This window comes from Paracoccus sp. Ld10, from assembly GCF_045064235.1.
GTDB lineage: Bacteria > Pseudomonadota > Alphaproteobacteria > Rhodobacterales > Rhodobacteraceae > Paracoccus.
Window position 1 is genome coordinate 115,114 of sequence record NZ_JBISHD010000032.1, and the last position, 11,747, is coordinate 126,860.

Here is an 11,747-nt window from a genome sequence, read left to right on the forward strand (position 1 = left end):
CTCAGGCGGCCTCGGTGCGGCGGGCGTGGGCGATTTCCGCGTCCGTCAGGGGACCGGGGAAATGACAGGCGACCTGATGATCGCCCACCGTTAGCTTTGGCACCGATGTCGCGCATTCCGCCTGTGCGCGAGGACAGCGCGTGCGGAACACGCACCCCGAGGGCGGGTTCATGGGCGAGGGCAGGTCGCCCGCCAGTGGCACGATGGTCTTGGCGGTCTCGATCGTCGGGTCGGGGACGGGCACTGCCGACAGCAGCGCCTGCGTATAGGGGTGCTGGGGGTTGGCATACAGCGCCTGCACCGGTCCCATCTCCATCACCTTGCCCAGATACAGGACCATCACGCGGTCGCTGATATGTTTCACCACCGACAGGTCATGCGCGATGAACACCAATGCAAGGCCCAGATCCTTTTGCAGGCGGATCAGCAGGTTGATGACCTGCGCCTGGATCGATACGTCCAGCGCCGATACCGGCTCGTCGCAGATGATCAGCTTGGGCTCCACGATCAGGGCGCGGGCGATGCCGATGCGCTGACACTGGCCGCCGCTGAACTCATGGGGATAGCGGTTGATCTGGTTGGACAGCAGGCCGACCTTGTCCATCATCGCCTTGACGCGCTCGCGCACCTGGGCGCGGGGCAGGTCGGGGCGGTGGGTGGTCAGGGGTTCGGCAATGATCTGGCCAACGGTCATGCGCGGGTTCAGGCTGGCCAGCGGGTCCTGGAACACCATCTGGATGTCCTGACGATAGGCCATCATCTGCCGCGGGGTCAGCGCCAGCAGGTCCTTGCCGTCGATCCATTCCGCCTGACCCGTCGCCGGAACCAGCCCGATCAGCGCGCGGGCCAGCGTCGATTTTCCACAGCCCGATTCACCCACGACGCCCAACGTCTCTCCGGGGGCCAGGCTGAAATCGACGCCGTTCACCGCGCGCAGCGGGTTCGGGCGGGTCCAGGGCATCGCGCCCTCGGGGCGGATCTGAAAGGTCACGCGCAGGTCGCGCACGCTGAGAAGATCGCTCATGGCTTGGCCTCCGATCCGGGGGTCTGGGTGGCACCGGCCGCGCCGGCACCGGCGACGGCGCCTTGGGGCAGGTGGTCGTCCGGCGTGGAATCGTCGCCCGCCGCGATCAGGTCGGGATGCGGATCGTCGATCATGTGCCGGGCCTGAACTTCGGACACGGGGGCGTGACAGGCACGGGCACGACCGGGGGCGAATTCCTCCAGCGGCGGGTCGATGCTGGCACAACCCTCGCGGCGATAGGGGCAGCGCGGCTCGAACGCGCAGCCCGATGGCGGGCGGCTCATGTTCGGGGGCTGGCCGGGGATGGCGCGCAATTCGTCGTCATCCTGATCGACCCGCGGAATCGCGTCCAACAACCCCTGGGTATAGGGATGGGTCGGATCGGCAAAGATCGGGCGGACCGGCCCGGTTTCCCGGATGCGGCCGCCATACATGACCGCAACGCGTTCGCACGACCCCGCGACCACGCCCAGATCGTGGGTGATCAGGATCATCGCCATACCGAAATCGCGCTGCAGGTCGGACAGCAGCGCCATGATCTGCGCCTGTACGGTCACGTCCAGCGCCGTCGTGGGTTCGTCCGCGATCAGCAGTTTTGGCCTGCACAACAGCGCCATGGCGATCATCACCCGCTGGCGCATGCCGCCCGAAAATTCGTGCGGATACAGACGAATACGACCCTTTGCGTCGGGGATCTTGACGGCGTCCAGCATCTGGACGGCCTGCGTGACGGCATCGCGTTTGGACAGGCCCTTGTGCAGGGTCAGCACCTCGGCCATCTGGTCGGCAACCCGCATATAGGGGTTCAGCGAGGTCATCGGGTCCTGAAAGATCATCGCGATCTGTTCGGCGCGGATGCGGTTCAGCACCTTGGGGGCTGCGTTCAGGATCTCCTGCCCGTCGAAACGGACGCTGCCCGAGGCCGCGCCGTTGCGCGCCAGCAGGCCCATGATGGCAAAGGACAGCTGCGACTTGCCGCTGCCGGATTCGCCGACGACGCCCAATGTCTGACCCGCGTCGATGGACAAGTTCACGTCGTTGACGGCACGAACCTCGGCATCGTTGGTCTGGAAGCGGACCGAAAGGTCGCGCAGTTCGAGAAGGGCCATGATTACCGCTCCTTGGGGTCGAGGGCGTCGCGCAGGCCGTCGCCCACAAAGAAGAAGCCGAACAGCGTGATCACGAAGAAGAACAGCGGAAATGCCAGTTGCCACAGTGTGCCATAGTTCATCGTGCCGGCCCCTTCGGAGATCAACGCCCCCCAGCTGGTCAGGGGTTCCTGAACGCCCAGGCCCAGAAAGCTGATGAAGCTTTCCGTCAGGATCATCAGCGGCACCAGCAGCGTCGCATAGACCGCGACCACGCCCAGCAGGTTCGGGACGATGTGGCGGATGATGATGCGGAACGACGACACGCCGGTGGCGCGCGCAGCCTCGATGAATTCTCGGTTCTTGAGGCTAAGGGTCTGGCCCCGAACGATTCTGCTCATATCCAGCCAGCTGATCAGGCCGATGCCCAGAAACAGCATGGACATGGACCGCCCGAACATGACCAACAGCAGGATCAGCACGAACATGTAGGGAATCGACATCAGGATATCGACCGTCCGCATCATGATCTGGTCGGTGCGGCCGCCGACATAGCCCGCCGTTGCGCCATAGAGCGTGCCGACGATGACCGCGATGGCGGCGCCCACGACGCCGACCATAAGGCTGATCCGCGTGCCCTGGACGACACGCGCGTACAGGTCGCGGCCCAGGTTGTCGGTGCCGAAGAAGTGGCCGTTTTCCAGTGAGGGTTGGCCCATCTGGGCAACCTGGCCCATGACGCTGAAGTCCAGCTCTTCGTTGGACCATTGCGCGATATAGCCGCCAAGGATCGCGAACAGCGACACCAGTATAAGGATCGTCAGGCCCAGCATCGCTGCCTTGTTGCGAAAGAAACGCTTGCGCGCGTCGGCCCAAGGGCTGCGTCCGCGGACCTCGGTCTCGACAAGGCGTTCGGACAGGGACTGCATCTTGGATTGATCGATGACCATGACCTAGTACCTGATCTTGGGGTCGATCCATGCGTAAAGCACGTCGACGATGAGGTTGAAGAGGATGGTCAGCGCGCCTACCAGAATGGTGACGCCCATCATCACGGCATAATCGCGGTTCAACGCGCTGTCGACAAAGGCCTTACCGATGCCCCCGGTCGAGAAATAGATGTCGATCACAACCGACCCGGTGATCATCGACACAAAGACCGGCCCCAGATAGCTGATCACCGGCAGCATCGCGGGTTTCAGCGCGTGGCGAATAATGACGCGGTATTCAGGCATCCCCTTGGCGCGGGCGGTGCGGATGTGGTTCGAGCCCAGCACCTCCAGCATCGACGACCGGGTGATGCGCGCGATGGAGGCCATGTAGCTGGTCGACAGCGCGATCACCGGCATGATCCAGAAACTGGGATTGCTGAATGACCAACCGCCGCCCGGCAACAGGCCGTACCACAGCGTAAAGACCAGCACCAACAGCGGCGCCATCACGAAATTGGGCAGCACCTGCGCCCCGATCGACACGCCCACGGCCAGATAGTCGACCCAGCTGTTGTGCCAGATCGCAGCCACCACGCCCAATGCCACGCCCAGGATGACAGCGGTCACAAACGACAGCCCCCCATAGGTCAACGTCACAGGAAATCCGTTTGCGATCAATTGGTTCACAGTCCTGTCAGGATAGACGAAACTGGGGCCGAAATCGAAATGGACAACCACGTTGACCACATAATTCCAGATCTGCAGCCATAACGGGTCGTTCAGCCCGTACTGCGCCTCGAGATTGGCAAGGACGGCCGGGGGCAGGGCGCGTTCGCCCGTGAAGGGTCCGCCCGGTGCCATTTGCATCAGGACGAACGAAAAGACGATCAGCAGCAGCAGCGTGGGTATCGCCACCGCCAAGCGTCGCAGGATGAATGCGAACATCGCGTGGGGCCTTCCCTGCGGGATGGATGAAAAACGACAAGGCCGGGGCGGTTGCGCCGCCCCGGCCACAGGTCAGGATCGCAGATTATTCGGCGACGCGATACAGGTCCTTGGCGTACCAAGTGTTCAGCAGGTTCTCACGCGGGAGGCCCTTGATCGACGGGTTGATCATGTCGACATCGGCATAGTGATAGACGAAGACCGCCGGATGCTCAGCCGCCAGGATTTCCTCGGCGCGGCTGTACAGGGGCGCGGTGTCCTCGGCGGTGCGTGCGTCGACCAGCAGCTTGTCGTATTCCTCGTTCGACCACTTGCCGCTGTTGTAGCCGGTGGTGCGGAACCAGTCCAGGAAGGTCGTCGCCTCGTCATAGTCGGCGCACCATGCGTAACGCGCCATCTCGAAATCCTGGTTCTGCAGGCGGTCGGTGTGCACGGCCCATTCGACGTTGTTCAGCTCGATCTCGATGCCCAGGGGGCGCCAGAACTGCTGGGCGGCGATGGCCAGCAGGCGGTGGCTGTCATCCGTGTTGTACTGCAGCTGGACGCGGACCGGGTTGTCGGGACCGTACCCGGCCTCGGCCAACAATTCGCGCGCGCGTTCCATGCGCGCCTCCATCGGCATGTCCTGCATGCCGCCCTCGGGCGCCGAGAAACCGTCGATTGCCCAGTGCGTCCAACTGTAGGCAGGACGCTGGCCACCCTGCAGGACCTGGTCCACGATGACCTCGCGGTTCAGCGACAGGGCCATCGCCTCGCGGACGCGGGCGTCCTTGAGAACGTCGGGGCCCTTTTCCGACAGGTTGAAGACATAGGCATAGGAACAACCGTTCGGCACCGACACTGCGGCGTCCGGGAACTGTTCCGACAGGCGCGGGAACTGACCGGCGGGGATCTGAACGCGGTCAAGCTCTCCGGCCTGATAGCGGGTCAGGGCGACGTTGTTGTCGTTGACGGTCACGCCGCGGACGGTTTCCATCAGAACGTTCTCGGCGTCCCAGTATTCCGGGTTCTTCTGGAAAACGATCTCGACGCCCAGGTTGTGGCTGGCCAGCGTATAGGCGCCGTTGCCCACGATGTTGTCGGGCTGGACCCAGGCATCGCCCAGTTCCTCGACCACGGCGCGCGGGACCGGATAGGTCGTGGTGTGCGACAGGGTCTTGATGAAATAGGGGGTCGGCGTCGTCAGGTTCACCTGCAGGGTGCGGTCGTCCAGCGCCGTCACGCCCAACTGGTCGGGCTCCATTTCTCCGGCGATGATCTGGGTGGCGTTCTGGATGTTCATCAGTTCCAGGTACCATGCGTATTCCGATGCTGTGTCCGGCGTCGCCACACGCTGCCACGCATAGACGAAATCGTCGGCGGTGACAGGATCGCCGTTGGACCAGTTCGCCTCGCGCAGGTTGAACGTATAGGTCAGACCGTCTTCGGACATCTCATGGCTTTCGGCCATGCCGGGGATCATCTCGCCCTGTGCGTCCTGAATCATCAGGCCCTCGAACAGCGAGCGCAGCGCGTCCGACCCTTCGACGTCGGTGTTCTTGGCCGGGTCAAGCGACTTGATCGCGTCCAGCAGCCAATAGGTATAGGTCTGATTTTCGGCCAGGGTCTCGCCCTCGGCGGGTTGCACGGCCCATGCGGGCATCGCCAATGCGGTCAACAGGGCGGTCGTCGCGAAAAGTTTGGTCATACCAACTCCTCCAAGTTGTGTGTCGGTGTCGTGTCGCACCGGAATGGCGCGAGGTTTAGTGAAAGCGCGGTTATGGGCAAGCGGCGTTTCGCGCTTTCCAAGCCGCCCGCCCTGTGGAAAACAGTGCCGCATGACGCAACGGGGACATATCACGCTGGTAACGGGCGGCGCGCGGTCGGGCAAGTCGGCCATGGCCGAACGGCTGGTCATGCGGCATGCGATGCCGCGTATCTACATTGCCACCGCCCAGCCGCGCGATGCCGAGATGGACGAAAGAATCAAGGCGCATCAATATGATCGCGGCGACGGTTGGCGAACCATCGAAGAGCCGTTGGACCTTGTCGGCACGTTGCGCGCGACTGATGGACAGGGGGTGCGGTTGGTGGACTGCCTGACGCTGTGGATGTCCAACTGCATGGGATCGGCGGATATCAGCGCACTTTCCGTGACGTTACGTCAGCAATCCTGTCCTGTTGTTCTCGTCAGCAATGAACTTGGGCAGGGGATCGTCCCCGACAATGCGCTGGCGCGGCGGTTTCGCGATGATCACGGGCGGATGAACCAGACGGTGGCGGCTTTGGCCGATCAGGTCTGGATGGCCGTCAGCGGCATGCCCCTGCGCCTGAAACCCGTGACCGAGAGCCCCGATGACCCGATTTGACCAGACCGCCGCCAACCGTGCCGCCGACCGTCAGGCGGTTCTGACCAAACCCGCCGGATCGCTTGGTCGGCTGGAGGATCTGGCGGTGTTCATGGCAGGGTGGCAGGGGACCGACCGGCCCAGGCTGGACCGCGCGCAGGCACTGGTCTTTGCGGGCAATCACGGCATCACGGCACAGGGCGTCACGCCCTTTCCACCGTCGGTGACGGCTGCGATGGTCGCGAACTTTCGCGCAGGCGGGGCGGCGATCAATCAGCTGTGCCGCGTTGCGGGCGCAGATCTGGGCATCGTCGCGCTGGACCTGGACCGACCCACGGCCGATTTTACCCAAGGCCCCGCCATGACGCAGGCCGAGGTTGCCGACGCGATGGCGCAGGGTGCCGCCGCCGTGGACCCCACCGCGCAGGTCCTGCTGCTGGGAGAGATGGGGATCGGCAACTCCACCACTGCGGCTGCGCTGGCGGCGGCGACATTCGGCCGGCGGGCCGAGGATTGGGTCGGCCCCGGCACCGGCGCACAGGGCGCGATGCTGGCGGCCAAGGTCCGCGTCGTGACCGAGGGGCTGGCGCGGCACGCTGTCACCGGCACCCACGCGACGCTGGCCGCGTTCGGCGGTCGTGAACAGGCGGCGATCTGCGGCGCGGTGCGGCGCGCGCGCGCATTGCGCATTCCGGTCATTCTGGACGGGTTCATCTGCACCGCCTCCGCCGCCGTGCTGACCCGCGACGACCCCGACGCGCTGGCGCATTGCCTGATCGGCCATGAAAGCGCCGAGCCGGGGCACCGTCGCCTGATCGCCGCGCTGGCGATGCCGCCGGTCCTGTCGCTGGACATGCGTCTGGGCGAGGGGTCGGGCGCGGCCGTGGCCCTGATGGTGGTGCGCGCCGCGCTGGAATGCCATAACGGCATGGCGACATTCGCCGAGGCCAGGATTGTCTAGGCCCCGCCAGATCATCCTGGCGCTGGTCTTTCTGACGCGGCTGCCGCTTGGACGCCTGTTGCCGCCAGAAATCCTGCCCTTGTCGCGCGCGGCCTGGGCCTTTCCGCTGGCGGGGGTGGTGCTGGGCGCGCTGGCGGGGGTGCCCCTGTGGGTCATGGGACCGGGACTGCTGCCCGCAGCCCTGTCGGTCGCATTGGCGGTCTGGTTGACCGGGGCGTTGCACGAGGATGCGCTGGCTGATTTCGCCGATGCAGGCGGCGGGCGTGACCGGGCCGACCGGCTGCGCATCATGCGCGATTCTACCATCGGCAGCTATGGCGCGGCGGCGCTGATGGCCACGGGCCTGGTGCGGGTCGCGGCGCTGGCGGTGCTTGGCCCGCTGGCGTTGATCGCGGCGGTCGCGGCGGGGCGCGTGGCCCCGGTCATGCTGATGCGCACGCTGCCGCCCGCACGCGCCGACGGGCTGGGTCAGGGTGCGGGGCAACCGTCGCGCAGGGCGGTGGTGGCGGCCACGCTGACGGGGGTGCTGGCGCTGTTCCTGGGTGCGCCCGGGCCGGGGGGCGCGTTCCTGGCGATGGCGCTGGTCGGGCTGTCGGTGGTGGCCGTATCGCGCCGGGCCTGCCGATTGCTGGGGGGACAGACGGGCGATGTGCTGGGCGCATCGGCCCTTGTGGCGGAATGTGCGGCGCTGGTCGGGATGGCCGCACTGACATAAGTGCCGCACGGCGGAAAACCTTGACCCGCATGGGCGGTTTGCCGCATATCTGCCAGCCAGAATGACCGGGTCAACCGGACCGCGGCCCCACGCCGCACCTTGAGGGAGGAGCATATCATGAGCGGCCTGTTGGCCCTTTCGCGCGGGATCGACCGCGTCAACACGCTGGTCGGGCGCAGCGTCGCCTGGCTGATCCTGCTGGCCGTCGTCATCAGTGCCGTCAACGCGATCATCCGCAAGGCGTTCAGCATGTCCTCGAACGCGTGGCTGGAGGCGCAGTGGTACCTGTTTGGCGCGGCCTTCATGCTGGCCTCTGCCTGGACGCTGCTGGAGAACGAACACATCCGCATCGACGTGATCTACGGCCGCTGGTCGCGCAAGGTTCAGCACTGGATCGACCTGCTGGGCACGGTTCTGTTCCTGATGCCGTTCACCACCGTCATGCTGTGGCTGACCTGGCCCAAGCTGATAGAAAGTATCGAAGACGGAGAAATCTCGATGAACGCGGGCGGCCTGCCGCTATGGCCTGCGCGCGCCGTCCTGGTCGTGGGTTTCGGCATGCTGTTCGCGCAGGGTCTGTCCGAAATCGTGAAAAAGATCGCCGTCATGCGCGGCATCATTCCCGATCCCCACCGCAACACCGGCCCGAACGAGGCCGCCAACCACGAGGCCAGCCTGATGCTGACAGGCCGCACCGACCTGACCAATGAATCGGAGCGTCGCCCGTGATCGACCTTATCGCCCACAACCTTGCCCCCATCATGTTCTTCTCGATGGTGGTGTTCTTGCTGTTCGGCTATCCCATCGCCTTCGCGCTGGCGGCCAACGGCCTGTTGTTCTTTTTCTTCGGGGTGTTCCTGACGCCGCTGTCAGATCAGGTGAACGTGGGCTGGAACCTGCTGGGTGCGCTTGGCGACCGGGTCTTTGGCGTGATGCGCAACGACACGCTGCTGGCCATCCCATTCTTTACGCTGATGGGGATCGTGCTGGAACGGTCCCGCATGGCCGAGGAACTGCTGGACACCATTGGCCAGCTGTTCGGCCCGGTGCGTGGCGGCCTGGCCTATGCGGTCATCCTGGTGGGTGCGCTGCTGGCGGCGACGACCGGCGTTGTCGCGGCGTCGGTGATCTCGATGGGATTGATCTCATTGCCGATCATGATGCGCTATGGCTATGACAAAAGCCTGTCGACCGGGGTGATCGTGGCGTCGGGCACGCTGGCGCAGATCATTCCGCCGTCGCTGGTGCTGATCGTGCTGGCCGATCAGCTGGGTCGGTCGGTCGGCGACATGTACAGGGCGGCAATGGTCCCTGCGCTGGCGCTGGTCTCGGTGTATATCCTCTATGTTCTGGTCCTGTCGATCGTCCGCCCCAAGGCCATGCCCGCCCTGCCGATAGAGGCGCGCAGCCTGGGCGGCGGCGGCTGGTCGCTGGCCATTGTGATCGCCCTGGCGGTCGCGATCTTTCAGTTGGCCAGCTGGTGGATGGATGCCAACGGCATCACCAATGCACCGATCTGGGCGGCGACACTGGCGGTTGCGGTGCTGGTGGTTCTGGCCATCGGGGACCGCGCAACCGGCGGGCGCTGGCTGTCGCCGATGACGCAGCAGGTCATCATCGTGATGATTCCGCCGCTGGCGCTCGTCTTTCTGGTGCTGGGCACAATCTTTCTGGGCATCGCCACGCCGACCGAGGGCGGCGCGATGGGCGCCATGGGCGCGCTGATCCTGTCCGCAATCAAGCGCCGCCTCAGCTATGACGTGCTGAATCAGGCGCTGTTGTCGACGGTCAAGCTGTCGGCCTTTGTCATGTTCATTTTGATCGGGGCGACGGTGTTCTCGCTGACCTACTATTCGGTGAACGGCCATATCTGGGTGCGTGACCTGCTGACCGCGCTGCCGGGTGGGGTGATCGGGTTCCTGCTGGTGTCGTGCCTGATCATTTTCATCCTGGGCTTTTTTCTGGACTTTTTCGAACTGGCATTCGTCATCGTTCCCCTGCTGATCCCGGCGGCGAACGCGCTTGGCGTCGATCTGGTCTGGTTTGGGGTCATTCTGGCGGTGACGATGCAGACGTCGTTCCTGACGCCGCCGGTCGGCTTTGCCCTGTTCTATCTGCGATCCGTCGCGCCGCGCGAATCCTATCGCGACAAGATCACCGGGCTGGTGATGGACCCGATCACCACCCTGAACATCTATCGCGGGGCGGTGCCGTTTGTGGGTCTTCAGGTGCTGATGATCGCGGCCGTGATCGCGTTTCCGGGCATGGTCATGCACTACAAGGGACCGGTCGTCGACACGTCGAACATGCGGATCGAGATCCCCATGGGTGGCGGACTGGGTGGCGGCCTTGGCGGCGGTCTGGGTGGCACGGACGCCCCTGCGCAGAGCGGCGGTTTCGGGTCGCTTGGCGGGTTGGGCGGATCGCCCTTCGGCCAGCAACAGCCCGCCCCGACGCCTGCACCGGCGGCACCATCGGGTGGCCTGGGCCTTGGCGGACCACCGCCGGGCCTGTCCGGAAACTGATCCCCGATCGGGGCCCCACGCGGACATGAAAAAGCCGCCGCGCAGATCCTGCGCGGCGGCTGTTCGTTTCAACGTTGGTGGATCAGCCGCCGACGGCCAGGGCGCCGTTGCGCTGCTGGATCATCATGAACGTGTCGAACGTGTATTCGGCGGTCTGCTGGTACAGGTACCAGTCGTCGCGGAACTGCAGCATCGCCTCGTACTGGGTCTTGAAGGACTCGTTCTCGGTGGACAGTTCGGCATAGACCTCGTTCGCGGCGGCAAAGGACGCGGCCAGAACATCCTCGCTGAAGGATCGCAGCTGCGCGCCCGAACCCACCAGCTCCTTGAGCGCGGTCGGGTTCTTCATGTCGTATTTCGCCAACATGTTCTGATCGGTGGCCTGCGCGCAGGTGCGGAACAGCGACTTGTAGCTGTCCGGCAGCGATTCCCACTGACCCTTGTTCACGAAAAAGCTGACCGTCGGCCCGCCTTCCCAGAAGCCGGGATAGTAGTAGTACGGCGCGACCTTCTGGAAGCCCAGCTTGCTGTCGTCATAGGGACCGACCCATTCGGCCGCATCAATCGTGCCGCGTTCCAGCGACGGATAGATGTCGCCGCCGGCGATCTGCTGCGGCACGACGCCCAGCTTTTCGACGACCCGGCCCGCAAGACCGGATATGCGCATCTTCAGGCCCTGCATGTCGGCCAGCGTGTTGATTTCCTTGCGATACCAACCGCCAAACTGAACGCCGGTGTTGCCGCCCGGATAGCTGACCAGATCGTATTTTTCCAGGAAAGTATTATAGTTCTCGATGCCGCCGCCCTGATAGTTGTAGGCGTTCTTGGCGCGGGCCGAAAAGGTGAACGGCAGGTCGGCACCGCAGGCAAATGCCGGATCCTTGCCCCAGTTGTAATAGCCCACCGAATGCGAACACTCGACCGTGCCGTCGGTGGTGGCGTTGATCGCGTCCAGACCGGGCACGATCTCTCCGGCCGAGAACACCTGGATCTGAAAGCGACCGTCGGTCGCCTCGGACAGGCGCTGAGCGATTTCCTCGGCTCCGCCATAGATGGTGTCCAGCGACTTCGGAAAGCTGGATGCCAGGCGCCAGTTGATCTGGGGTGCCTCTTGCGCGATGGCGGGCGCGGCCAGCACGCTGCCGGCTGCTGCGGCTGCACCGCCGATGGACGCACGCGCGATAAAGGACCGCCGGTCCAACGCTTTGGAATCTTTCATTCTGTCTCCTC

The 11,747-nt window shown here is 64.7% G+C and carries 11 protein-coding genes; 5 read left to right on the forward strand and 6 right to left on the reverse strand.

Going from position 1 to position 11,747, the window contains the following annotated elements; genetic code table 11:
* Position 1: 1 nt before the first annotated feature.
* From ACJJVR_RS14405 to ACJJVR_RS14425, 5 genes are all read right to left on the reverse strand, one after another.
* Positions 2-1,024: an oligopeptide/dipeptide ABC transporter ATP-binding protein gene (locus ACJJVR_RS14405; RefSeq protein ID WP_405405576.1), complete on the reverse strand. Its 1,023-nt coding sequence runs from the start codon at positions 1,022-1,024 to the stop codon at positions 2-4.
* A complete protein-coding gene (locus tag ACJJVR_RS14410; RefSeq protein ID WP_405405578.1) occupies positions 1,021-2,133 on the reverse strand; it encodes an oligopeptide/dipeptide ABC transporter ATP-binding protein in 1,113 nt (370 codons plus the stop codon). Before ACJJVR_RS14410 ends, ACJJVR_RS14405 begins: the two co-directional genes overlap by 4 nt.
* Positions 2,134-2,135: 2 nt before the next feature.
* Positions 2,136-3,062, reverse strand: coding sequence for an ABC transporter permease subunit (locus ACJJVR_RS14415; protein ID WP_405405579.1), 927 nt, complete (start codon positions 3,060-3,062; stop codon positions 2,136-2,138).
* Between the two features lie 3 nt (positions 3,063-3,065).
* Positions 3,066-3,989: an oligopeptide ABC transporter permease OppB gene (gene oppB, locus ACJJVR_RS14420; RefSeq protein ID WP_405405582.1), complete on the reverse strand. Its 924-nt coding sequence runs from the start codon at positions 3,987-3,989 to the stop codon at positions 3,066-3,068.
* A gap of 85 nt (positions 3,990-4,074) precedes the next feature.
* Positions 4,075-5,676: a peptide ABC transporter substrate-binding protein gene (locus ACJJVR_RS14425; RefSeq protein WP_405405583.1), complete on the reverse strand. Its 1,602-nt coding sequence runs from the start codon at positions 5,674-5,676 to the stop codon at positions 4,075-4,077.
* 130 nt (positions 5,677-5,806) lie between these two features.
* On the opposite strand from ACJJVR_RS14425, the gene cobU reads away from it, so the two are divergent.
* From cobU to ACJJVR_RS14450, 5 genes are all read left to right on the forward strand, one after another.
* Positions 5,807-6,337 (forward strand): bifunctional adenosylcobinamide kinase/adenosylcobinamide-phosphate guanylyltransferase, encoded by a 531-nt coding sequence (gene cobU, locus ACJJVR_RS14430; RefSeq protein ID WP_405405585.1) that lies wholly within the window; start codon positions 5,807-5,809, stop codon positions 6,335-6,337.
* On the forward strand, positions 6,324-7,277 hold the full coding sequence (cobT, locus tag ACJJVR_RS14435) for a nicotinate-nucleotide--dimethylbenzimidazole phosphoribosyltransferase (RefSeq protein WP_405405586.1): 954 nt from the start codon (positions 6,324-6,326) through the stop codon (positions 7,275-7,277). Before cobU ends, cobT begins: the two co-directional genes overlap by 14 nt.
* Positions 7,270-7,992, forward strand: coding sequence for an adenosylcobinamide-GDP ribazoletransferase (cobS, locus tag ACJJVR_RS14440; RefSeq protein WP_405405587.1), 723 nt, complete (start codon positions 7,270-7,272; stop codon positions 7,990-7,992). Before cobT ends, cobS begins: the two co-directional genes overlap by 8 nt.
* 117 nt (positions 7,993-8,109) lie before the next feature.
* Entirely contained in the window at positions 8,110-8,721 is a 612-nt protein-coding gene (locus tag ACJJVR_RS14445) for a TRAP transporter small permease subunit (RefSeq protein ID WP_405405589.1), read from the forward strand.
* Positions 8,718-10,517 carry a TRAP transporter large permease subunit gene (locus tag ACJJVR_RS14450; RefSeq protein WP_405405591.1) on the forward strand — a complete coding sequence of 600 codons (1,800 nt, stop codon included), beginning with the start codon at positions 8,718-8,720 and terminating at the stop codon, positions 10,515-10,517. Before ACJJVR_RS14445 ends, ACJJVR_RS14450 begins: the two co-directional genes overlap by 4 nt.
* 82 nt (positions 10,518-10,599) lie before the next feature.
* Here the strand turns inward: ACJJVR_RS14450 and ACJJVR_RS14455 are convergent, their stop codons facing one another.
* The gene (locus ACJJVR_RS14455; RefSeq protein WP_405406460.1) at positions 10,600-11,718 is read right to left on the reverse strand and encodes a TRAP transporter substrate-binding protein; all 1,119 of its coding nucleotides are present in this window, start codon (positions 11,716-11,718) and stop codon (positions 10,600-10,602) included.
* Between the last annotated feature and the right edge of the window lie 29 nt (positions 11,719-11,747).